The 25,548-nt window shown below is 46.8% G+C and carries 14 protein-coding genes; 2 read left to right on the forward strand and 12 right to left on the reverse strand.

Features of this window, described 5'->3' with window-relative positions:
- Positions 1-31: 31 nt before the first annotated feature.
- The 6 genes from ASG85_RS08685 to ASG85_RS08715 form a co-directional block, all read right to left on the reverse strand.
- The gene (locus ASG85_RS08685; RefSeq protein WP_060645969.1) at positions 32-3,127 is read right to left on the reverse strand and encodes an ATP-binding protein; all 3,096 of its coding nucleotides are present in this window, start codon (positions 3,125-3,127) and stop codon (positions 32-34) included.
- A 200-nt stretch (positions 3,128-3,327) separates the two neighbouring features.
- Entirely contained in the window at positions 3,328-7,224 is a 3,897-nt protein-coding gene (locus ASG85_RS08690) for an S-layer homology domain-containing protein (protein WP_060645970.1), read from the reverse strand.
- A 360-nt stretch (positions 7,225-7,584) separates the two neighbouring features.
- Positions 7,585-7,872: a YolD-like family protein gene (locus ASG85_RS08700; protein ID WP_156396486.1), complete on the reverse strand. Its 288-nt coding sequence runs from the start codon at positions 7,870-7,872 to the stop codon at positions 7,585-7,587.
- A gap of 910 nt (positions 7,873-8,782) precedes the next feature.
- The gene (locus ASG85_RS08705) at positions 8,783-9,943 is read right to left on the reverse strand and encodes an SMP-30/gluconolactonase/LRE family protein (RefSeq protein ID WP_060645973.1); all 1,161 of its coding nucleotides are present in this window, start codon (positions 9,941-9,943) and stop codon (positions 8,783-8,785) included.
- 31 nt (positions 9,944-9,974) lie between these two features.
- Positions 9,975-10,985 (reverse strand): zinc-dependent alcohol dehydrogenase family protein, encoded by a 1,011-nt coding sequence (locus ASG85_RS08710; protein ID WP_060645974.1) that lies wholly within the window; start codon positions 10,983-10,985, stop codon positions 9,975-9,977.
- Positions 10,982-11,833 carry an SDR family NAD(P)-dependent oxidoreductase gene (locus ASG85_RS08715; protein WP_057304109.1) on the reverse strand — a complete coding sequence of 284 codons (852 nt, stop codon included), beginning with the start codon at positions 11,831-11,833 and terminating at the stop codon, positions 10,982-10,984. The genes ASG85_RS08710 and ASG85_RS08715 overlap by 4 nt, the downstream gene beginning before the upstream one ends.
- A gap of 272 nt (positions 11,834-12,105) precedes the next feature.
- Here ASG85_RS08715 and ASG85_RS08720 point away from each other — a divergent pair, with 272 nt between their 5' ends.
- The gene (locus ASG85_RS08720; RefSeq protein WP_057304108.1) at positions 12,106-12,771 is read left to right on the forward strand and encodes a TetR/AcrR family transcriptional regulator; all 666 of its coding nucleotides are present in this window, start codon (positions 12,106-12,108) and stop codon (positions 12,769-12,771) included.
- 315 nt (positions 12,772-13,086) lie between these two features.
- On the opposite strand, the gene ASG85_RS08725 is transcribed toward ASG85_RS08720, so the two are convergent.
- Positions 13,087-13,416, reverse strand: a complete 330-nt coding sequence (locus tag ASG85_RS08725) for a carboxymuconolactone decarboxylase family protein (RefSeq protein ID WP_057304107.1) — start codon at positions 13,414-13,416, stop codon at positions 13,087-13,089.
- 2 nt (positions 13,417-13,418) lie between these two features.
- Entirely contained in the window at positions 13,419-13,829 is a 411-nt protein-coding gene (locus ASG85_RS08730) for a tautomerase family protein (RefSeq protein ID WP_060645975.1), read from the reverse strand.
- A 110-nt stretch (positions 13,830-13,939) separates the two neighbouring features.
- Here ASG85_RS08730 and ASG85_RS08735 point away from each other — a divergent pair, with 110 nt between their 5' ends.
- Positions 13,940-14,818 (forward strand): LysR family transcriptional regulator, encoded by an 879-nt coding sequence (locus ASG85_RS08735; RefSeq protein ID WP_057304105.1) that lies wholly within the window; start codon positions 13,940-13,942, stop codon positions 14,816-14,818.
- Between the two features lie 240 nt (positions 14,819-15,058).
- On the opposite strand, the gene ASG85_RS08740 is transcribed toward ASG85_RS08735, so the two are convergent.
- From ASG85_RS08740 to ASG85_RS08755, 4 genes are all read right to left on the reverse strand, one after another.
- Positions 15,059-16,750: a hypothetical protein gene (locus ASG85_RS08740; protein WP_060645976.1), complete on the reverse strand. Its 1,692-nt coding sequence runs from the start codon at positions 16,748-16,750 to the stop codon at positions 15,059-15,061.
- 33 nt (positions 16,751-16,783) lie between these two features.
- Positions 16,784-18,901 (reverse strand): phage tail protein, encoded by a 2,118-nt coding sequence (locus ASG85_RS08745; RefSeq protein WP_057304103.1) that lies wholly within the window; start codon positions 18,899-18,901, stop codon positions 16,784-16,786.
- A 30-nt stretch (positions 18,902-18,931) separates the two neighbouring features.
- A complete protein-coding gene (locus ASG85_RS08750) occupies positions 18,932-21,166 on the reverse strand; it encodes a putative baseplate assembly protein (RefSeq protein WP_060645977.1) in 2,235 nt (744 codons plus the stop codon).
- A 1,306-nt stretch (positions 21,167-22,472) separates the two neighbouring features.
- Positions 22,473-25,547: a baseplate J/gp47 family protein gene (locus ASG85_RS08755; protein WP_060645978.1), complete on the reverse strand. Its 3,075-nt coding sequence runs from the start codon at positions 25,545-25,547 to the stop codon at positions 22,473-22,475.
- Position 25,548: the final 1 nt, after the last annotated feature.

Here is a 25,548-nt window from a genome sequence, read left to right on the forward strand (position 1 = left end):
GCAAACGCTAAAGCTTGATACTCCTCACACTTCACTTCGGCATGACAAAGGAAACGGTCGTACCTTGCTCCGGATAACTCTGAATTTGCAATCCATTCCCATACATTTGTTTCAGCCGCCGATCAATATTGCGCAGACCAACTCCTTGCCTGCTGCCCGAATGTGTGCGCAATAATCCTTTCACCGTTTCTTCATCCATTCCAACACCGTTATCGGTAATGGTTGCTTCTGAACGGTTTTCATATTCGGTGATTTGAATAAGGATCTTTCCTCCCGACGAACGCCTCGTTATACCGTGCCGTACTGCGTTTTCCACGAGAGGCTGGATGGAAAGCGGAGGAATCTTCAGCCTCATTCCCACATCAATTTCCCATACAATATCCAAATTACCGTTGAAACGTTCATTCTCGATATACAAATAGGAACGGACGAGAGCAAGCTCCTGTTCAAGCGAAACAAGCTGCTCGGAATTTTGAAAGTTGAAGCTGGATCGCAAATAATTTCCGAACTCGTCCAGCAGAAGGCGCATTCTGTTCAGATTGATGTCGCTGAGCGCCGCTATCGCATTGAGTGCATTGAATAAAAAATGCGGCTGTATTTGCGCTTGCAGCCATGCCGCTTCCATACGCAGCCGTTCACGCATCGAACGGTGCACATCGGTTAATGCCCTTACCCGGGCTATTAACTCCATCGTATCCGCAGGTTTTACAACGTAATCGTTGGCGCCTGCCAAAAATCCCGCGGCAATATCTTCAGAATTGTTGCGTGCGGTCAGAAGCAGAATGGGCAGTTCCGAACTCGAAAAGCGCTCGCGGATCGCGTGCGTTAACTCATATCCCGACATGTGAGGCATCATGACGTCGGTAATAACCAAATCCCACACTCTTGAATTCAGTTGGGACAACGCTTCTTTGCCGCTCGTAACTGCAACGATATCGAAGCCTTTCGCAGTTAAAATGTCCCCCAATACTTTCAGGTTAAACGAATCGTCGTCCACAGCCAATACGATCGGTCTATCCGTAGATCTGGAATTTGGCGTCTTCGTATCTTCGCCGTATTGAATGTTCGAGCCGGCAGCGCCTGTTTCCATATAAGTGGACAATAGAATCGGCGCAGCCTCCATTTCCGATTGAACGAACGGCGAATCGGACTGCGCCAAAGAAAACGTGAATACTGTGCCTTCACCGGGCGTGGAGATGACCTCTAACGCTTCGCCGTGCAGCTCTACTAGCTGCTTGCAAATGCCCAGCCCGAGTCCGATGCCGCCGCCTGGAGCCGCCGTCATGCCAGTGTCGCCTTGCTCGTAGGGCTTAAAGATTCTTTGCAGCGTTTCCGCGTCCATGCCTACGCCTGTATCCGCAACGCTAATGTACGCTTTCCCGCCCTTAACGGCCGCCCGGATGGTGATTGTCCCTTCGTTAGTAAATTTGACCGCATTGTGAACCAGATTGAATACAATTTGAACGAACCGGTTTTCGTCGGCCATCACAGAAGGAAACTCGTTCGGAATCTCGCTGACGAGCCGGATCGGTTTACCTTCGGTCATGAAACGAACCATGTCGAATACGCCGGAAGCGACCGCTTGCAACTGAACACTTTGCAGATGCAGGCGGACGATCCCCTCCTTGAGACGCGTCAAATCGAGCAGGTCATTTAACATAAACGACATGCGCCGGCCGACGATGATCATCAATTCCAAATTTTTGGCGCTCTTATCGCTCAGCGCATGTTTTTCGCTGTCAAGTACCGTTTGCGCCATATTCAGTATCCCGTGCAGCGGATTGCGCAATTCATGTGATGTGTTGGCCAGGAAATCGTCCTTCAATTTGTCTGCCATCCTTAACTGCTCGTTCAGCTTAGCGTTTTCTTCAGAGTTGCGGAAGTACTGTTTAAACCAGTAAGCGGAAAAACTGACGATAGCCGCCAGCACGTCAAACGGGTAGTAGACGTTCGTTATTACCGAGCGAGGATTAAGCAATCCCCATGCGGAGCTGGATAATATACTCGTAGCGGCAAGCAGCAGAAAGGCGGCACCAGGCTGTTTTCTGGCTATCATTTTGCAGATCAGATAGATGACCCAAGCCAATGGGAACCAATAAAGCAGCCTGAATATTTTAATTTCGATCGAATAGTAAATGAGCGGCGGCGGCATGACCACCACAAACACCGAATAAAGCACGAAAACGACGGCGTACGCACGAAACAAAACCGTGTTAGTTCGGAGCTTGGCAAATATTGCAACCATCAGCAGGAAAAAAAAGGGGACCGACGTGTACGAGAGCAACTTGATTTTCAGCGCCCATGCATAGCTGATGAATGGCATGGATACAAACAGCAGGCTGTCGTTATCGGACATAATCGAAAGACCGGAGACCAGAAGCAGCATGAAGAAGATAAGAAACGATTTTTGCCGATTGAACACGTATAGCATTAAGGCGTACAAGCCATGCAACATCAGTATCATGAATGTCACAACCTGAAAGCCAATGGAGCTCCAGCGTTCGGTATCAACGGCTGCATCCGACCCGAAGCGGATGTCCCTGACAATGCCGCCATTTAACGGATTTTCGAAATTGGCAACGCGTACAAGAAGCTCGATCTCACTCACTCCGTTCGCCTTATAGAGCGGGGTATAAGAAATCCGGCGGGGCGTATACGTTTTCGCTTGCTCAGTCGGTTGGCCGACTCCTGCTAACTGACCGTTGAATTCAACAGTTGAAGAGGCTTGAATTTCCTGAATCCAGAATTCGAAAGACTGCTGCAGAAAAGGACTGACAAGAATGCGCAGTCGGTACGTCCCGTATCCGAAAGATGACTTTGACCCGGGCGGCAAAGCGCTTCGCCAATCTCCCGGAACCTGTATGTAACGCTTGCCAGGATATTCCCGGCCCTTGTCTTCATGCGTGATGAACGCTTCCGGATAAAACTCCCACTCGCCTTTCAGCGTAATGGAATGGGATTTCGCGAAGTCCCAGCCACGCAGATCGAGCACACCTTGAACCGCTCGAGGATGTTCAGGCGTAAGAAAAAAACCGGACCAAAACCACCGGATGCCGAGAAGTATGAAAAGAAACAGGATGAACGTGGCCGCATATTTCAGGGCGTTTTTGTTTTTTATCCATATCATAAAGAAGCTCACTCCCAACGTTTCGCCGAGCAACTCCACCATCTGCTTGCAAATGCTGGAGTTCATATTTTCGACAAGAACTGCGTCAATTCCTTGTGCCGTAATCAGATAATAAAGTCTGGAATGTAAAGAAAGCCCGCCAATATACGAAACATTGGCGGGCTTTCTCGTTTTGAACTTATTTAATCAATGGCGTTTTGTTACGGTACCCAAATTTCCATACCGTTTGATTTCTCGTATTGATGGGCATTGGTTGCTTCCATAATGTCATAGTATGCCCAGTAGCCATTTGAAAGGTCTTTGAAAACTTTGATACTGGTGGACGCATCGATGGCTTTCTTGTCAGGCTGACGATTAAGCATTCTGTTTGCAATCGTAGCTGTCTCTGCACGAGTGATGGTCTTATCCGGTTCAAAAGCACCGTCCGGATAACCGTTTACCCAGCCGTATTCCGCTGAAGTTGCTATGCTGGCATATGCCCAATGGGTATTAGATACATCTGTAAAGTTCTTCTTGCCTGCAGCTTTATTCGAAAAGTTTACTGCAATGATTGTAAACTCTGCGCGAGTGATAGCCTTATTAGGTGCGAAAGAGCCATCTTTATAGCCGTTAATAATACCGAGGCTAGCTAAGGTGTTCACAGCTTTTGCATACCAAGCTTTCTCAGGTACATCAGCAAAGTGCATTCCAGTAGTATTTACATCCTGATTTTTTAGAAGATTATAGAACATCTGAGCGACTTCAGCACGGGTTACTGAGGCGTTAGACCTAAAGGTTCCATCTTCATAACCGTTTAAGTATACAAAATGATCCTTCGTATTGAGCAATTTGAATACTCCCGTATCGGCAGCCGACGTTGGCGCCTTGTCTAAAGCTTTAAACGTTGCGTTAATCTTAACTGTGCCGCTCGGTTGGACATACGTGTAAGTACCGTCACCATTGTCTGTATAGTTGATTGCATTGCCTTTATCATCTGTAATCGTTAGCTTGTCCAATGAATATCCAGTATCAGGAGTGACAGTAATGGTCACTTTGGTACCGGATGTAACTTTATTATTGTCTACGGTTACTTTTCCACCTGTCACACTATCAATCGTGATGGTGGGGCTGACGAAGCCTCCGCCTCCGCTTCCTCCATCCGTTGATGGCTGTGAAGGTCCTGTACCCGGCAAGTTATCCGCAAATATCATTTGGTTGGAGTAAACCAAAGCATAAGTCGAAAACTTGGTTGAGGAGAACGTTACGGTTGTTCCATTGACAGAGGCTGGTATGAATTCCGCAACGCCATTATGAACTCTCACAATAGCGAAATACTTATATCCCAACAAGTTTGTCGGAATAGGTAGTGTAATACTAATCGGCAACGGTACTACAGGTACAAGCTGTGGTGTGCCTGGAGTAATCACTGTGCCACTGCTGTTTAGTTCATCCACTTTTTTGGTAATGTTAATATCATACATAAAGCCAATGATAGCCGCACTTGAGGCAACGCGGGCTTCAATTAAGCTCTTGTCAGCTGATACTCCTGGAGTTGTGCTAGTAGACACATCCGTCGCATTCAGATTAAGAGTGACATTCAAAGATTGACCGTTCAGTACTTGAGCAATTTCTGCAGGCGTAAGCAGCATACCCTTTTGATTATCCAATTGATTTCTTGTGGCAGCAGGGTTTGCAACACCGCTTACGGCACTGCTAATCTTTAATGAAGCCTGCAGCAAATTTAATATCGCATTGGATACATTCTCTACCGTTGTTCTGCTTATTTGCAATTGTTCTTCCGGAGTGAGAGCCGTAAATTCATCATGTGCTGCTTGTAAAGCCTCTAAAGTATTCGTATGGATAGCAGCTGTCATATCACTGGCTACCTTTGAAACAGCAGTAGAAGGATGCACAATAATGTTTCCCTTTTCATCGCTTGTAACGCTCATTCCCGCAGGTGTTCCAACAATTGACGTAAATGGTCCAAAGGTGACATTGCCTTTGTCATCTACGGTAGCCGTAGCCGTAAATGTTGCGTTAAGTGATGCGTTGTCAGGGTTCGTAATCGTAATACTTGCTGGATAAACTCCTACCGGTACATCGTTTACAGCGTATTTGCCAGTATTTTTATTTATGCTGCCCGTAACGCCAGCCACAGTGATTGTAGCTTGTGTAGGATAGGTTGAATCTTCATACATCATTCCGCCGGAAATGTTTGCTTTTTGATATGGAGGTACATCCGTTCCGCTTGTTGGCATCGGCGAAATCTCACCTACTGCCGGTATCGGCCGGGCTAAGACTTGATAAGTTTTCGCAGCATCAACAGGTTGGAAGGTTAATGTACTTCCGTTTCCGCTTATCCAAACAGGTTCAGAAGACAGATTGCCATTTACATCAACATATTTGCCTGTACTCTTATCTATAAGCGCATACTGGATTGCAGGTACAGTATTGTTAATTTGAATCAGGTCGCTGCCGGCGGTGCTTGTTGGCATTCTCAAGATATTTTTTACATCCACTGGCGCGACTGGCGTCAAGACTCGTGTACCGCTTACGTTTGCTGTAGGAAGCGGATCGGTCGTATCGGCAGGAACCGTCACAATTTGATATCTGGTACCTGGGTTAAGGTTATCAAAAGTTAAATCTGAACCTGTGCCTGTTTTCCAACCACTTACCACATTACCATTCTCATCGGCTACAGCATATTTAGCCAAAGTTGAGGATGGATCTACAGTAATGGTTGTTTTACCGGGATGTCCCGAATCTTTTCCTGCTGCAACGTTATTACTTACTGTTGGCAATGTAATATCTCGTGTCACAGTAGCCGTACTTGGAGTTACTGCACCTGCACCGAATGTCGATGTAGCAACTACTTTGTAAGTTCCACCCGGCAATACAGGCAGAAATACAATCGGGTTTCCGTTGCTTGGATACCAACCGTTTACACCGGCAGTAATTTCATTGCCACTTTGGTCAAATGCTCTGAGTCCTGTAACTGGGTCCCCGTTTGCATATGTAACTGCCATAACCGTATTTGCATTCAGAGGGGTTGCCGTTATTGTGCTGGAGCCGTTATAAACGGAAGCAGTTACACTCTTATAAACGGCTGCTGTTACACTATCGATCCCAACACTTGGAACATCTTTGGTGGCAGTGATGATGTTAATGACACCGAGATTATACTCGACAATAACTCCCGGATCTTTAAATGTACCGCTACCGTGTACATCAGTTACGCCTAAGTAACCTACTTTAGTATTATTGGTGTCTAGCAGAAGTGTAATATGGGTGATGGGTCCATTAGGCACATTATAATTCGAGGTCTCAAGATTTGTATGCTGACCGATGTTCGATACATAATGTGTCAGACTATCATTATTAGAAGTGCTCCAACTAGGTGATGCAGTTTTAGTAGCGCCAATAAAGCTTATAAAGTTCCACTGGGTTCCTGAAATTGTCATAAAGGAACTCTTAAATTCTTTAAACATACTGGCAATCGCCAACATTTCTCCAGCACCTGCATCGCCTGCTGCTGGCTCTACGAGATGTCCATTATTGTTCGTTGCAGTAGTCACAGCATCATAAAAAGTCATGGTAGTCTGTCTTGCCACATATACAAAATGGCGACTATTGTAGGTACGCACAGATGTTTTTCCATTGGACAATGGCGCTCCTGGCGTTACATTGACTGTGACACTTTGGGTTTGACCTGCAGCTTGTGTAAATGTCATATTTCGAATCGCAGCTCGAATGTCTTCATAAGTAGCGGCGCCTGAAAAATTGAACACTCTATTTGTCGATGTAGATTGGTCAGTAACACGACCACTAATTGTTATGCCACTAGTCAACTCGGTAATACTGCTTGGAACAGTCCCAACAGCAGTTGAGCCATTACTTACCGCCACAGTAAAGTATCCGCCCCCAGCATCAACGACATCTGATCTTCCAAACGCAGCATTTGACAGCTGATAGTTTATTGCGGATGATCTAACCGGAGTACCGAGATCAAGTGTTGGTGTTACCGCTGCTCCTACTTCTAACGGATGAAAAGGCATCATCGTTAATACCATAACGATTGCCATTAGAACAGATAACATTCTTCGATTTTTTATTTTCATCTTTTGTTCACTCCTACCCTGCTCTCGCTTGAGTTATTTTGCTTCTTACGTAGGTAATCCTGTACGGATGTTGTACCCTGCATCAGTAAAACGATTGTTCTTATTCTATTCCTCTCTTTATACGTCACTCCTGTCCCATAGGGAATCAAAACCACCTCAACCCCCCATATATCGATAAAATCCATGTCCATTCGACATCTGTGATCATAACAAAAGGAACTCTACAAAATCTCTACAATTGCTTTTGCATGCTGTTTTCACACAAGTAGAGCAGGACACTATATAAATTAGAAGTAAAAATATAAATATTAATAATCTCTAAATAAAGTTCAACGTAAATAGCTCTCGTACAGAAATTATTCAAGATCGTGTTCCGTCAGACTGAAAGCGGATGTGAAGGATATCGTCCAACGAAATCCATTCCATTCCTTCTGTATGGCTTATTTTGACACTTCGGAGTTGCTGATCAATCATAGTCGCCAGCCCCGTCAGTTCATGATTGTTCATCCCGTCAAAATACCAAATATGAATAAAACACTGATTCAATAGCGATTCTTTAATGATGTTTGCAAATTCATGGTCGTTTGTCATGATCAAATACACACACTCTCTCCAACGAAGATAAGTAAATAGGATTCGAAGAAACATAAGAAAAGGACTGCCCCTCAGCGCTGTCCCATTATGGAAATATGGAACCAAAGCTCCATATCTCCCATATCTCAACAAAATCCATTTCTCTTTCAAATGGTATGATCATAACAAAAGGAACTATACAAAATCTCCACAAGTTTTGGTTGCTTTTCACACGCCTATCAAAAAGATTTTGGGTCATGCGACATTGGATATGGCAAGGCATCAGTAGCATTGAGCAGTAGCTTTCTCATGGTCATATTCTTTTACAACCCTTGTCCAAAATCACTTTATGCAAATGAGACATGAGAATGAGTGCGATAAAACCGATGAACACCTTATTCTTCATACTGTCATCCCATGTACGTGGTGCCGTCCCAAGCTGGGGAGTCCTTTATTGCGCCAAAACTCTTTCGAAATAAAAAGTACACACTCGGACTAACCATTTCATTCCTCATCAATTTTGCTTTATCGAATAGTTATAACTAAATGACAGAATCAAATAGGTCCATGCGCAGTTGCATGGGCCTACTTGATTGCGTCGACAAATTCTGGGTATGACAATGAATTGATGTTGTAAAAAGTGCAATAATTTCTGCCTAAATCCCGCCAATCTCATTCGATGTTGCATAATGTACAACAATGTAACCCCATTTAGGCCATTTCGCGACAAATGGGTTAGAAATGTTGTACAAACTGCAACTTCAGCTTGCCAAATAGCCTTTTGGCGTGTGAATTGTTGTAGATTTTACAACATTGGTGACCACTTTAGCCTATCTACCTCACGAAGGGTGGCCTTAAGAAACATGAGGAAATCCTATTAACCATTTTCTTTATATTCACATTTTTTCTGTTGCTCACCTGTTTCAAGTGGATGTACAATTCCTTTTTCGATGGAGGGATATCGCCCTTTAGCCGGATTCCAATATTATTTTGTTAAAAGCACACGATGAACGCCTTTACTGCCTCCAGGTGCCGTTCCTATATATAAAAATCCATTATGGCTTGCAGCCGTCGTTACGCCATTCAGCGAACCTTCCGGATCATGCCAGCTACCAATAAGTACTCCCTGGGGGCTGAATTCCGCTGCAAGCCCATGTTTCGCTGGTGCGCTTGCACCGCTAAGAAGTGACTCTGGTACTTTGGCCATGAAACCGGCCAACCACGGGCTGCGATGCATCTGATCTGCAAAAGAAAGGCGAGTCGTGAAGATCCCGACCCAGAAATGACCTTGTTCATCACGCGTAATGTTATCTGGAAAGCCTGCGAGATTGTCCGCAAAAATATCAGATGTCCCCTTTTTGGGACCCTTGAGCCAGTATCTGGTCAACTGATAATGATACGATTCCGCCACAAGCACGAAATCTTCATCCGCAGACAAGGCAACCCCGTTCGCAAAATAGAGACCTTCTAACAGAACGGTCGTCTGTTTGGTCATTGGATCGTACTTCAGCAAGCGTCCATGCGGCTTGTTCTCGGCAATTTCTCTGAATGTCACACGTCCATAGTTCGAGGTATCCGAAAAATAAATCGAGCCGTCCCGGGCAATATCAAGCTCGTTAGCTAAATAGATCGGCTTGCCGTCCACTTGATCCGCCAATACCTCTATGCTCCCGGATGGGTTTATAGACAGCAATCCCCTCTTGATATCCGTAACGATCAAATCGCCTTTGGCGTCGAATTTAAGCCCATTTGGCGTTCCTTTGGTGTCTGCAAACACTTGGGCCTTTTGCGGATTGCCCTCTGCATCGAAAGGAACCTTGTAAATTTTCCCGTCTGAATCTCCTGTATATAGCTGGCCGTCTTTATCGAATGTAATGAATTCCGGGAATTGCGGGGCATCTGTAACAAGCTGAGCAGAGCTGAGTTTGTTGTTCTGTTTCCAAGGGCCCGCTTCCTGAAAAGAGGGAGCCGTCGGCGCCAACCATTTTACCGGTTCTATGGGTGAAGGAACAAGTAAGAAAACGATGACTCCAAGAATGAGCACAGCAAGCAGCGATAGCCCCAATCTGCGCATTTTACTTGGTGAGCGTTTTGGACGATTCACGCCTTCTGGAGATTTAACGGAACGAACTTGTGGATTTGGCATTAGAGTGCCTCCTATGTCTTTTAAGTGAGATTTAAATTTGGACTACGATTTTTCCGAAATATTGCTTTCCTTCGGCCAAGAGCGCGAATGCTTCGCCAACTCGATCTAGAGGGAATACACGGTCGACGACGGGATGTAAACGATGATGGGCAATCGCTCGATTCATCTTTTCAAAGTGATCCCGGTTGCCTACTTGACTGCCGCGAACCGTTGCGGCTTTCTGCAAGATGCCCGTGACATCATATTCCGGAATGGTCAAGCCCGATAAGAACCCGACCATACTCAAGGTTCCTCCAATGCGAAGCGCATTTATGGATTTGGTCATCGTTGCCGCCCCTCCAACATCTAGAACATGATCGACGCCGCCAGTCAGTTCTAACACTGCTATATCCCAATCGGGAACTTCCGAATAGTTGATCGTTTGCCATGCACCGAGAGCTTTTGCTCGTTCCAGCTTGTCGTTGCTGCTCGATGTGATGATCGCTCGTGCTCCGGCCATAAGAGCGAATTGAAGCCCGAAGATGGAAACACCGCCTGTTCCTTGCAGAAGCACGGTATCACCCGCTTGCAAACCACCGTATTCGATTAGCATGCTCCATGCTGTTAATGCCGCGATCGGCAAGGTGGCAGCCTCCTCCCAAGTGAGGTGATCGGGAATATGGACAATTCCGTCTTCATGTAGAACGACATATTCAGCCGCTACTCCGTTCAACGGACCCCCTAGACTGTCTCTTAATACTTCTGCTCTTGGACTACCGGCCATGAATCGCTGTTGCAAATTACCCGCTACTCGATTTCCGACCTGAAACCTCGTTACTCCTTGGCCAACGGCTACAATTTCTCCCGCTCCGTCTGATAATGGAATGAAGGGAAATTTGATTTCAATCGGCATTAATCCGCTGAGGATCACTAGATCCCGGTAATTGAGAGAAGCTGCTTTCATGCGGATCAGCACCTCATGGGGGCCTGGCGTTGGTATGTCTAGTTCCGTTATGTTTAATTCCTCAAAGCCGAAGCCGTTTGTTAGTTGTATAGCTTTCATCGAATTGTCCTCCCTGCAAGATCAGATTGATTACTTGTATTCTTATAATTATTAGTATTGCCGGATCCTCCGCGTGGACGAAGCATGCCTCCAACAAGTCGAAGACCTTGCTTGCGTGTTATGAATCGCGATAACTGCGCCCCGATATAATTCTGCACACCCGGAACGACGTATATCTTCCCTTCCTTCAACGCACGAAGGGCAACCTCTACGACTCTTTCCGGCGTATCTTTCTTTCCGACAGAGGCATCATCCGTTCCTACAACATTAAAGAAGCTGGTGTCCGTCGAACCGGGACAAAGTGCGAAGAATTTGATACCTCGGTCGCGGTTTTCCCACCATAACGCTTGAGTAAACGATAAGACGAAAGCTTTCGTCGCCCCATATACGGCCATAAAGGGAAGCGGCTGAAATCCAGCAGTTGATGCCACATTAATAACTGCTCCTGAGTTTTTTCGCAACATGTTTGGCAAGAACAAGTGCGTCATATCTACAACAGCAGCGACATTGAGCATAACTTCTTCATGTTGACGCTCACCTGACACTTGCTCGAACAAACCATGTGTAGCAAATCCTGCATTATTGATTAGTAGTTCGATATCCACTTTCAAAAGTTCACATTGCCGATATAACTCGCTGGGTGCACCCTCTTTCGCAAGATCCATTGAGATAACCTCAGCTTTGATGCCATACTTCTTTCTAAGCTCTTCTGCCAAGCTCTCAAGCTTATTCGTTGATCGAGCCACGAGTACCAAGTGGCTGCCTTGTTTGGCTAGTTGTCTCGCGAATTGTTCTCCAATACCGGAAGAAGCTCCAGTGACAAGCGTCCATTTTCCTTGAATCTTCATAGTGTTAGCCTCCTTTTAGATACAATGTTTTAGTTAAGTAACAATGTTGCCAAATACTTAGAAGTAATCACCGATTCCGAAGAAAGCTAAGAATCTTCAATTTCGGTAACAGTGTTTCTGAATGAATTCATTGTAACCACTCGTTTTTAAAAAGTCAATATGATCTTTGAATATCCAACGTCACATTGACAACTACCCAACAACTATATAAAATTTCTGGTATGAGTCAGAAACTTTGTTTCCTGACGAAAACACGATAACCGAAGGTGAAGATGATGAGCGATGACCAAGATACTTCTTCCACTGCGAACACACGATTGTTGAAAACCTACCAAGAAGCTCGTTTGCAAAATACTGAAAATCTGCGTAAGCTCGTTGTTGATGCTGCGGCAACACTCTTGCAAGAAGAGGGACCAGAAGCCGTTACTGTGCGAAAAGTAGCGCAGAAAATGGACTGCTCAACAAAAATCATTTATAGCTTGTTTGTTAATAAAGAGGGCTTAGCTCAGCAGTTGTATCTGGAAGGGTGTAAGCTTCTCGCTTATGAATTCGAGGCGACGCCGCAAACTGCTAATCCAGTACAGTATTTTCTAAATTTATGCGAAACCTATTGGCAATTCGGGCAGCGTTACTCTGGCTATTATAAGCTGATGTTCGGAGGAGCCTTTGGAAATTTCAAACCTGACGAGGAAAGCATGCATGGCACCGTAACTGCCATGCGGCAATTATTAACCGTGATTAACCATGCGCAAGAGCATGGACTGATTCCCGGCCAGTATGATACGGAATCGGTTGTACGTATAGTCTGGGCCTCGCTCCATGGCGTTATTCATCTTTACATGGGTGGACACTTGGGAGATGTACAATCGGCTCATGCCGTATACAAGCAAACATTGTCAATGATAGTCAGCTCGTTGTTGCCAAATCACAGCACCTAATACGGGATCCTGATCCGGTTGACAAGTCTCACACACTACAAAAATATGGCATGATTGTGTGTCGTTATGGTAGATATAAATGCCATGCTTCTCTACAAACGTCAAAAAGCCCCTCCAACTTGTTGAAAAGATGGGGGGGCTTTTTGACGTTTACAGAGTTCTATTATGTATTAGAAGTTAGTTTATAAACGAGATGATAGCTCACTTGTTATTTTTTCTATGTCCACCGTAAGCGGCAGTCCGCGAGGGCTGATCTCCTGACGCATCGCTACCAGTGATGCGCGCTCCCGCAGTTACACACCCCTTATCCCGTCTTTATGAGTTTTCCTCGAATACATCCTTCGCAACTTGAATCGCGGATGCGGCACGCGGCCATCCAGCGTAAAACGCGAGATGAGTCAACGCTTCGATCAGTTCTTCTTCGGTCAGACCGTTCTCTTTTGCTAGGCGGAGATGATAAGGAAGCTGTCCTGTAAGTCCTCCGGCGACTAGCACTGAAATCGTAAGGAGACTACGTTCCCGAAGCGATAATTGTTCTCTTCTCCAAACGTCCTCGAAGAGCACTTCTTCCGAATAGCGCACGAAAGTAGGAGCAATATCCCCAAACGATTCACGTGCGTTTGATACAATTTTTTGATGCTTCATTCTTATGCCTCCCCCTTGTTGTCTGGACGTTCAATCATTTGCGCAACGCCGTTACCGAATGTCCAGTCCTCGAATTCCGTATCGACCAGCACGACGAATACGTCTTCTTTCCTCATGTTAAGCGTATTTGATAATAGGTCAGCTAACTTACCGTAAAAGCTTATTTTCTGCTCGGTACTTCTTCCGGATTTGAGCGTGATTTGAATATAGAGCAGCCCGTCACTTCGCTCTATGTTTAAGTAATTCCGACTATAATAAAACTTGCTTGCTTTGTGCGAATGGAACACTTGAAAGTAATCGTCTTCCGGCACATTGAAATGCTGGATTAGAGCGCTCATAATCGCACGGCTTATCAAGGGCAGTTGCTGTGTCCCATATTGATTTTCCAAGTAGCTTACTCTGATTAATGGCATTCAAATATCACTCCTTCAGCAAGATACCCTAATTGTACTTCTCTCTTCTTTATTTGTATAATTGAATAAAATGATTTATTAATTCAATTTATTCGATGGAGAGATATGCCATGGACTTAAAGGAACTAACTACGTTTCAAGCCATTATTCAAGAAGGAAACTTCACCAAAGCGGCAGTGAAATTGAATTACGCTCAGTCTACGATTACAAATCAAGTCCAGCGATTGGAGAAGGAATTGGGCATCCAGCTATTCAAGCGAGGATGGGATGCGGAGTTAACGGCTTCTGGACAAATTTTTGCCACGGAAATTGACAAGCTCATTGGGCACTGGAACCATGTAACTGAGCAAGCGAAAGCTTTGCAAAGAGAGGAGATCGGCTCCCTGCGCGTCGGAGGGCTTGAATCGTTGATAGAGCATGTGCTACCCAATTCACTGCGACGATTCCGGGAACATAAACCAAAAGTATCGTGTCACTTTGTCAATGGGAACACCGACTCCCTGTCACGCGCGGTACTCCAGAATCAATTGGACTTTGCCATATGCGGAGAGCCTACCGATCTTTCTTCTTTTCACTTCGAACCGCTATATAACGAGAATATCTCCTTTATTGTAGCGAACAGCCATCCCTTGGCCGGAAGAAACGATATAATACCCTTTGAAGAACTGCTTAACTACCCGATGATCGTTGGGGGAAATACCTGCTTGTATTACCTGCGGTTATCTAAGCAATATTCCCATTACACCGAAACTCCATTTCTATATACGGTGAGTCAAATCTCGGCTATTCCCGGGTTCGTTCAGCAAATTCCTACCGTAGGAGCCGTTCTCGATTCCACAGCATTACCCCCGAATGTCGTGAAAATACACGTCGAACTGAAGGACTCATCCATCCCGGTCGGCCTGCTGCAATTACGCAACACTGAATATACCTCATCATCCAAAAATCTTTTAATGCAATATGTTAAAGAGGAACTGCGGCGAATCTAAGCGTACCGCCTCCTACATGGACTCCACCAAACACAAAAAAACACGCCTCACTTGGCGTGTTTTTTTATGGAGCCTTAGGGGGATCGAACCCCTAAGGCTTCATACTTGCAATAACTGGAAATTCCTCCATATATACATGATGTAAATGGAATCTATTAGAAAAGGCAGCTATAACAGAGGAGACTCTGCAACAACTGCTTTCTTAGTTTGTATGAATATGCGGAATTCATTAAGGACTACCTACTCAGCCCCGCTGCCCGCAGATGCCGCTTCCCTCATAGCCGACAGTGCTTCATCTAGTGAATCAACGCCACCACTTGCGCCGCTTTGAGCAGTACTGGCCATTTCCGCGCTATACGCCCACCAACGCACACGTACATTCCCCGGCTCAGAAGTCTGTTGTACCTTCACACCAATACGGAATGTGCCTTTTTGCGGATAGGCAATTGTGCCAATCTTAACTTCTGGCGCATCAGGTTCAAACTCGCTGCCCTTGAACACATCCGAGGCTCCGCCGTATACGCGGTCCCCGCTGGATAGCATTTCGGAGAAAGCTTCACCGCTGCTCTCTTCCAAGCTAGTGATGATCAGCACGTTGCCCTCGCCGAGTCCGTGTGCGATTTCACCGGAGAAGAAGCTTTTGGTCGCTCTTCCAAATGGGGACACAGCAATCTTTGTGAAAGGCTCGATCGGAATGTCCACAACGCCGCTCAGCATGCCTGCAATGCCGCTTCCGCCGCCGGCTGGAATGCTTAAATCGAATGAAAGCTCGCTAATCGCTTTATTGAAGTTAACCTTGAATTCCGGAGGCTGTCCTGGCGCCAAGGTTTTCACTTTGGACTTCGTTACGAACTGACCGGATGTTTCTTCGCGGTACTCGTTCGCTTTGCCAAGCCTATACATGACCGAGGAATTGTACACGTATTCGCCAAATGGTACTTGCTCGACACTTTCAATGACATAGGTTGGTCCCACTTGGACAAGGCATATTTTAGCCAAATAAATACAGGGCTCGGACGGAGCTTCTAAAGAAGTCTCCAAAGATTGTTTCACGAAGTCCGACATCAACCGCTCCCGCACGGATTCGCCAATAATCTGAACTTCGCCAACAGCTTGAGTCTGCAGCTCCAACTGCCTGTCATCCAACTTCAGAACGGCTGTACTCACCTGTACGCCAATCGTACCCTTCACGGACGCTGTACTATCCGCTCGCAAAAGCACCTTCATTTCATACTCGCTCTCTTGCCCATCCTGCGGCTCTTGGAACACAATGGTTGTTCCTTCAATCGCCTCTACGCGTTCAGCAGCCAGCTCATATTGAAAGGACAGTCTGCCTGCTTTAAGAGTCTTCTCGAAGCGCAGCTTCATTTCGAAGAGCTGACCTGGATTCACATAACGAGGTGTTGTTTGAAGCACGCGCACCCCAGAATCTTGATAAAGTACGACCGTCTGATCGGATAGATTTGCCAAAGGCAGAGAGGCTGGATCAGGCGCATCCTCCCGGATAAACAAGCGGTAGCTTTCCAACACACGATTATAGTCATTAATTTCATCAGAACGAATAGAAGAATTAGCGACCGCGTGAACGGGTTCTTTTTCCTTTTCGTCATAGGCAATACATAGGTATACGTTCTTGGCATACTGATTATTGCTGAAACCATCCATCATCGCTAGCTTCAATGTCATCGGAGAAGGCACGACAATTTCCCGGCCAAGCGCGTCGATCGCAGCTCCCATCTCTACAGAAACTGACTTTTCATCGACCGCGACAACCTGCAGACCCGTAAGTACACCCGAACCATGCAGCAAACGGTTCATCATTCTGCGCTTATCGTTGAAATACTTTTGCTCAGACTCGAAATCCCTTACCGTCAGCAGCTTTCCATAGAAATACCGATTGCGCTCAAACGGGTAATAGCGTGTTTTTTTCATAAGTATCCCCTCACCTTCCAAGGCTCATTTCGTTTATTCGATTTCGGAATCCAATTCCAAGCGAGTATGTATATCCATTCGTTTATCGCGATCTACATCAATCAGAACCGTATTGTAAGGCATCGACGAACGCTGATCTAGCGTTAACAAGGTTGGCTCTGATAAGTAAGTATTAATGCCCAGATAGGTATGCATGTCCGCGTACATCCACGGTTGTAGAACGATTAATTTGCCTTCCGTATAAGCTGGTTTTTGGTCTTCGATGATTTGCTCGATCGTTAGCCGCTGTGCGTCAGTCTGAACGAATTCAGGCTTTAGCATAATACAGAAGCAATAAGGATTATCCCCATATAACTGGGCAAAAAGCTGCCGCAGCTCCGACGTCTCCTGCATTTGTTTAAATTGAAAATATTCCAACAAAAACGGTTCAGACCCTGTGTAAATCTTAAGCATGTTCATCATGCCCTCGCGAGTTCCCCGCAATTTATAAAGCTCAGGGGCCTGTTTGATCAGCAATCTTAGCTTCGTTTCACCCCATGCCTCATGATCCGTGATAGCCAGCCAGCGGCCCAACCATTCCAGATAAGTGCCGGATACCGCATCCGGATCGAAATGAGAGGAAATACGGTCTATTTTATCCTCCATATCGTCAAAGAACGTGCTGAACATCGCCAGAAACCGCTCCAGAAAAGGGCTATGCTCCTCATCCTGCTGATAAATCGGCGGCAAATAGGCAATCAGTGACGTTCTTGGGAAGTAGACCCGAAGCTTTCGGATGTAAGGTGATTTTTGCTCGCTGCCAATCAGCTCGATTTTGAACCATAGATATCGGCCTCTTGCATTCATCAGAAGAGCGTCCTTCGGATTCAAGATGGGCTCAGACCATAAGTCTCGCGTCGCAGCTAGCTTATCTCGAATTGGAATGCCTGGATCCGTCAAATAGCCCGTATAATTTACGTATTCGCCATCAATGAATCCTTCACTTTCATCCGATGTAAAATAGGAAAAACGAACCTGCGTTTCCTCCGGAATATCGGCATCTAGACGAATCTTATGCCACTGTGTCTCCGTCTCCGTCGTATCCAGCTCAGCTGAGAAATAGACGGCCTCCGGAAGCTGAGTCCCCTCAAGCAGCATCGTTCGGGCACGAAGATCAAGCAGGCTAATCTGACCGCTTATCCGATCAAAAACATACAACCGATTGCGCCCATCATGCAGCAATTTATCCGTTCGCCCTCGAAAGCTCGTTACTTTATCAAACTGCTCGCCATTCTCGCGAAACTTTAGTATAAACCGCTCCGTTACTCCTTCTTGCTGTGCGTATCCGCTGTCCCCTATATAGATATTATGATTCGTATCAATGGAAATACCGGCAAAGCGCCCTTCCTGCTCCAGCTTAAAATGAAACGGCTCCCGACCGTCCTCATGGAACACCGTTACCGTTCTGAGCTGTGCATCCAATAGAACTAATTTACCACCCGCAGCAGCGGTGTAATAACGTCCTCGAAGTGCAGTAATTTCAGCCGCTTCTTCCAGACGGAGCGTTTCATGTTCATACACATGTACCACTTCACCTGCCGCGTTCCACTGTATAATGCCGATCCGGCCGCCCTTAGGAACTTCGGGACTTCCATTCATACCAACCGCAATGTCCAAAGGGACCGCCACGTAAAGCGAATTTGACGTTGTTAATCTCGTATTAGCCGAGAGGGGAAATAATTCAAGTCCTTCCCAATCATGGATGGCCCACATGGTCTGTCCATTGGAAATCGAATAAACCGCAAGTCTTCTTTCGCTTTCAACGTGAGCATCTGCTATCACCAGAAGATCTGACATAGAAGCCAGCATCGCTTGATGACTAAACAACTGATGACCCTGACGAAATAACGACTCGAGGTGGCGACTTTCATCATCATAAATCCACACATTCGAAGCCTCGTCTAGCAAAAATAGCTTCCGACCTGGCCCAACCGTCATCTCTTGAATAGGATGAATGCCTTCCAGCTCGTCTGTGCGAACGATGCGGTGAATGCTGTATTTTTCTGTCTGCTGAATCGAAAATCCTTCGCTCTGCATATGAATATTGGCTTCATATCCTTGTTCCCAGTCAAGCGGCTTGTTAAGTGAAAAAAACGTTTGTCCATCCTGCATCGTTCGACACCTCTTTTCCTAAATAAGGACTTATAAATCCGTCTGACTAATGGTTTCCACTTCGTGATCACCGGAATAGACCAAAGCATAAGGCGGGATATGAATGTCGCCAGCACCATCCTTGTGGAAGCCTGTACCTTCAGCGTCGATCCAAATGTCCTGCACATAGACAACCCCTTTAATCCGGGAAATAACGCCATAAATATCGCCCTTATAGACAGTCCGCCCAAAACGCCAGCCTTCTGAACCTTGCCCATGATCCATCGGCTGTAGTAATAGTCTGAGCTCTTGCATGATTCGGCGCTGTTCATCTTTGTGCTTGGGTTCCATCACCACGACAGCGTGAACCGTTATTTTAATATATTCGGCGGGAATCACATGTAGTTCTGTGGTCAAAAGACGATGCCGATCTAGATGCTGCTTGATCGTTTGCAAGAAGCCCTTGCCAGCTTTCGGCTTATCGCTTTCGCTGTATGGGACGACCACGACGGTCATCTGTGCAGGCGCTTTGACCTTTGGATAATCCCGCATACCTAGCTTGTACAGCGGGATTGCCTTCACACGCGCGACACGCAGACCCGGCGTCGCCTTCGCGATCGCCTCGTAGTCCTCGCCAGTCACGGCCCGCGTCGGCGTATCAAGCTCGCGCCGCACGCGAAGCTTCGCCTGTGTGAGCGTCTCCGCTTCGAGGCCGCCTCTCGCCGGGAACGGATTCGTCACACGCACGCCTTTGGTATTCGTGAAGCCGGTCACGAGGCCATCCTTCACGTTGCCTCGAACGCCCCCGCCCGCTTGCAGCGCCAGGAACCGAATGTTCGGTTCCACGGACTTGGGCGGAGTGAGACCCGCTTCATTATTGCCGAAGCGGATCGTCCCTGCTGCAGCGTCGTAGACGTAATGCCTGTCCGTGGACTTCGAATTGTCGAAGTCATCCACGGACTGCCAGTCGTCCCAAACGACGTCTCGCTCTCCGCGTGGCCGGTAGCCAACCTGCAGCAGCATGCTGCTGGGCTTGTACATCCGGCCGCGGCTGATTTCAAAGGTCTGCCCGGGCAGACCTTTGCTGCCCCCGACAAAACGGCCATAGTCGAACTCGGCCGTGTAGGCAATGAGCCGTATCCGCTGCGGGCCCTGCGGCGGGATACGCCCGTTCACCCCGTCGCCGAAGCGCAGACGGGTAGTGCGCAGAGCCGAGTCCTGCTGCAGCTGGCAGCAGAGATCATCCGGCTCGCAGTCCTCGAGCTCCGCGACGATGTGCCAGTCGCGCCAATGCCCTTGCTCGTCCTGCACCTGCACAGTGTGCAGGCCGTTGTAAGCGAGATACGAGCTTACCTCGAAGCTCTGGTCAGGCTCACCTGAGCTGTCAAAAGCAGTGACTTCGCTGAAGGTTTCCTGCTCAGCCGCCTTCACCGCATTGAGACTAACCTTCTCAATCTTCGGAGACAGCTCATATCCGTCCTCCTCGAGTGTACAGCAAATCCAAAACCGGCTGCGATCATCCGCAGGGTAAAGAGCCATTGGCTTCATCTCCGACGTGATCCGAAACCGGAGCTCGCCACTTTGCGACAGATGAACCGTAGAGTCGCTTATCTGTTCGATCGGCAGCCAGCTTTCGCTTTGCCCCTGCTGCCCGGCCCCAGCGAACGTCCATGCCACCTTAGCCGACGAAATCATTGGCGTTTTCCCATCTTCACCATGACCCACCGTTACCGGATAGCGGTCAAATAACTTAAAGAAGATTGAGATCTCCATTTGCTCAGGCAGCGCTCTATCGAAACCGAGATACAAATGCGCGCCCTTACGCGCTTCAGGTCCGAAAGCATAATAAGCAATCTTAGCGTGATTATTGGATGTAAAATCACCTGCCGCCGTCTCCGTACGGACTAGCACTTTCTCAAGCTCGGATGGAACAAGATGCACCGTGTCTAGTGTCTCAAACCGCTGGTCCATCGCTTGCAGCGGTGTCCCCTTCGGGAGCACAAGCTGCTGCTGTAAACCAGCAAACGCTACATCACAAACCGCAGAAACGGCTTCACGAGGGCTAATCCCAAGCAGCTTCAGAAACTTCCGTTCACTGCGCTCCGTCACCCGGTTTAAGTAATACTGCTGCATCTCCGTCATCCATGACATCAATTCCAGCAGCGTAATCCCCGGGTCATGTTCATTCTCATCCGTCCACTCCGGAAAAAGCTTCGGTATCGACTTCCGAGCCTCCTGCACCATCTGTTCAAACATACGATCATCCAAATTAGGTATAGGCAGCACTTGTGCTCACCTCCTTCGATTATTACTAATCCCAACCAACTAGCCCATTTATCCGTACTTTAGCGATGTAAAACATCGCTAACCCATCAACCAGCTCATTTATTCCTACTTTAGCGATGCAAAACATCGTTAAGGTTACTCGACTCTCTCTCAACCATAATCAGCTACTTTAACGATATAAAACATCGCTAWCCCACCAACTAGCCTATTATCCCTACTTTAGCGATGTAAAACATCGTTAAAGTTGCTCGATACTCTCTCACAACCACTAATCAGCTACTTTAACGATATAAAACATCGCTAACCCRCCAACTAGCTCATTWATYCCTACTTTAGCGATGTAAAACATCGTTAAGGTTGCTCGACTCTCTCTCACAACCACTAATCAGCTACTTTAACGATATAAAACATCGCTAACCCACCAACTAGCTCATTTATTCCGACTTTAACGATGTAAATCATCCCTAAAATTGCTCGACTCTCTCTCACAACCACCAATCAGCTACTTTAACGATATACAACATCGCTACCCCACCAACTAGCTTATTCCTACTTTAGCGATGTAAAATATCGTTAAGTTTACTCGACTCTTTCTCTCAGCTACTCATCAGCTACTTTAGCGATGTAAAACATCGTTAAGGTTGCTCGACTCTCTCTCTCAACTATTAATCAGCTACTTTAACGATATAAAACATCGCTAACCCACCAACCAGCTCATTTATTCCTAATTTAGCGATGTAAAACATCGTTAAGGTTGCTCGACTCTCTCTCTCAACTACTAATCAGCTACTTTAACGATATAAAACATCGCTAACCCACCAACTAGCTCATTTATTCCAACTTTAGCGATGTAAATCATCCCTAAAATTGCTCGACTCTCTCTCACAACCACCAATCAGCTACTTTAACGATATACAACATCGCTAACCCACCAACTAGCTCATTTATTCCTACTTTAGCGATGTAGAATATCACTAACCAACCAAATAGAAGTCTCTAAAGGCTCCTATTATAGCTATTTTCCGTTGGAGCTACTAATTAGCAGTCCCTAAAGGCTCTTATTTCTGATAAATCCCCTCTTGTTATTTGATATCGCTGAAATAAGAGTCTCTAAAGGCTTCTATTACAACAAATCTAGGCAAAAAGCAGTAAATAGCAGTCCTTAAAGACTCTTATTTGCCAGAACCCTTCGTCAGCAAGACTGACTTCCCTTGTTGCTGGGGAGTAGGGGGTCCGGGGGTCTAGGGGTCCGATGTTCCCCAACCCCACTCTACGAAACTCCATTTCCCCATCCCCGACTCCCTCACTACAACGCGTTCACAACAACCTTATGCTTGCCGCTCACAATGATCCCGTGCGGGAGCGCCGGAAGGCGGTTCACGTCGAGTTCCGTACGCTCGGCGTCTTCAATCTTGTATACGGTCATATAAAGCTTCTCTACATGACTGATTACTCGAATTGATTTCAACAACGCGTAGAAAACGGAAGGGTGGATTTGTTGACCAATTTGCCAGCCTTTGCCGTCGAAATTGCCGGTTAGCGGATCGAGGAATCTGTTCAACTTCTCCAAAGCCTGAATTTCGGTAGCTACTACAGCGTCCATTCCCTCAACTGCAACGATCGCCGAAACGGAAATTTCCATATAGACCGGCTCAATCACTTGAAGCCGTTCCGGAAATGCAACAAGGCTGGAAGCCCGCTGTAGAATATACCTCTCTACCTGCTTCTTCAGTTCTGGAAACGAGGAGCTTCCCTTCTGCCCTTCTTTTGGCAGTACCACTAAAGTCATAGCCCCAATTTCTTTGTGCATATAGGCGTTACGATTAGGAATACATGTGACTTTTGCAATGTTCGGATAAGCCTCACGTGCCAGCCATTCGTAATCTTTGGACGATACAGCCCGATCACGATGCTTTAGCATTTCTGGTCCGCGCTGCAAGGCCGACTCCAGCTTTTCAGCTTGGCAGCCGCCTGACGATGGTTCTGGGTTATAAACCTCACCGACAAACGCAATAGAGTCCTGCATCTGGTTAATTTGCCGAGCCCCTACGTTTCCGATTTGTCCTGACGTAACTTGATAAGTTACCTTCAGCTGCTCCAGACCACCTTTTGGCGGACGCATTCCATGGATACCGTCACCTACACGAATACGTCCAAACGTACGATCGATCATATAATGGCGATCTCGATTGCCCGAATCCGCCATCTGGCGAACAGCTGTCCAACGAACCCAAAGTTGAAGTAAATTCCCTTCGGAATCTCGACTTATCTCCATAAGAGGCACTCCTGCACGTTCGTACTCAGCGATTTCCTCTTCTGTCACAAACTCCGTCTCATCCACCCAGACCTCTTCGGAGACAATACCGCTTCTGGCTAGCTGGTATTCCGTTTCTTCCAGCCCTTTGGAATCGGGAATTTCCCCGATGATCGTCTCCTGCTGAAGCACTTGAACCGTATTCATGTAGAGACCCTGAATGGTAGGAATTTGTATCCGACCGGAACTATCATCATATTTATCATCACGATTAACAGCACGAATCCAGTAACCTTCTTTTCCAAACAACGACGCTCCTGCAAAATCAGATGGACCAACGAATTGCACGGTACCACTCTGGGTCAAACCGTTCGTATCATCGATAACCTTGAGTGCTGCCCATTCGGCATGGCTTCCCAGCATTAAACCAGTTCGCAAATACTCCCATTCAAGTAATGGCATGTCCTGCTCCGAGAAACGCTGCTGTTTCACCGAAACGAACATCGATATTGGGCCTTTAACTGGCGGTGTATCAAAAGAAAGATGCAAGGCAGGATGACGGCCCTCCAACGGTTGAAAGGGCTCAAACCCGCCTTCCAACTGACGGCTATGCCGAGTCCGATCCTCAAACACCGTATTATTCAGCGCTAAACAACGTTCGGCTGGGTACAAACGATCATCATACTGATAGGTTAAGGATACATCATCCACCCAAGGTGAAAGGTAGATCGCTTGCGCCACATACGCATTCTCAATATGTAAAATCCTCGCTCGGATCCAGCAGTTTTCATTGCCGTTCACATAAGTCGCTTCTAGATCAGCCGGACAGCGGAAGTTAATTTCTTTACGCACCCTCTGCTCCTGCGGATAATAAAACAGCTTTTCTGCTTCCTTCCCCACATCCAGACGCAACCAAGTTGCCCCATTCCAATACTCCCAAGCAACCTCCATAACGGTGACGTGCGTAACTGGCGGCTTATCGAACTTGGATTTTTTCATTACCATTTTCCAATCGACTTGTTCCGTCAGCTCCGGCTGAAAACGATTCTGAATCGCTTGCAGCCCAAAGCTCAGCTTAATATCGCCGTCTTTTTTCGTAAATACTTCCTGACTCCCGATGTAAAAAGAACCATAAAGCGCAAACTGATCACCAAATGGATAAAACCCCGATGGGTCCGCACCAATATCATTGTAAAACATCTGATCAGGCCGAACGCCGCCTGTTTCCAGTGTATCGACATAATCCGTTTTAAATGAAATATGGTCCATGGACAGTTTGCTGTCAGCCAGCGTTTTACCTCCGCTTATGAGCGGCTTTAAACGGCATTGTATCCAGCGTCCGGATGTCCCGTTCACTTCTCGCAGAGCAATCTCACCTGCCACTGCTTTCATTAAAATAACCCGATTCCCCTTAGCCTCTACGTGGTCAAAAGCCTTCCAGCCTTCCGCTGTGGCATACAGCCACTCGGTTAGCTCGGGATCCGCCAATTGGTTGGACATCGAAAGTTCATCAAAACGTCGCTTCGAGTTACGGAATTCGATTTCAATACGAGCCGTATTATACACGGTGAAAAGAGAGCTGTGCTCCAAATAAATGGCATGCTCCTGCAAATTGTCGCCATCCTGCAAACGGAAAAGCGCCGTCGGCGCTGCATATCCTTGCCGAGATGCCGTGACGAACTCATCAGATATGCGAATGATCATATCCTGTTTGCGGCTCGTCATGTATACATCTGTTAGTAACGCGGGTGTCAACAAGCTACTACGTGCTGTCTCATACAGGATACTGCCTTCTTCTGCTGCAGCGGCGACTTGCGTGCCTGCCGAGATGAACACGGACTCCTTCGTACCCTCGTTAAGGGCAAACGTTAAGTAACTTCGAGCAGGACGTGCCGGAAGCAGCGTCACATCAAACATGTTGAGGAACGATATCAAATTTTTCGTAGGCACTCGGTTCAACCGTTTGATATTGTCTTGAAACATATCAGCAAACATCAAGAACAATGCGGAACCCGGGTCCGGATTTTCAGGCGTGAACCGCCACTCCGGCGTATAGTACGGCGCCATTTCCTTCATTTGCGCGATCAAATCGGGTAAATCTCTGGAATCAATTTTGGGAGGTTGCACA

The sequence above is a fragment of the Paenibacillus sp. Soil724D2 genome (genome assembly GCF_001427935.1).
In the GTDB taxonomy this organism is placed as follows: Bacteria; Bacillota; Bacilli; order Paenibacillales; family NBRC-103111; genus Paenibacillus_E.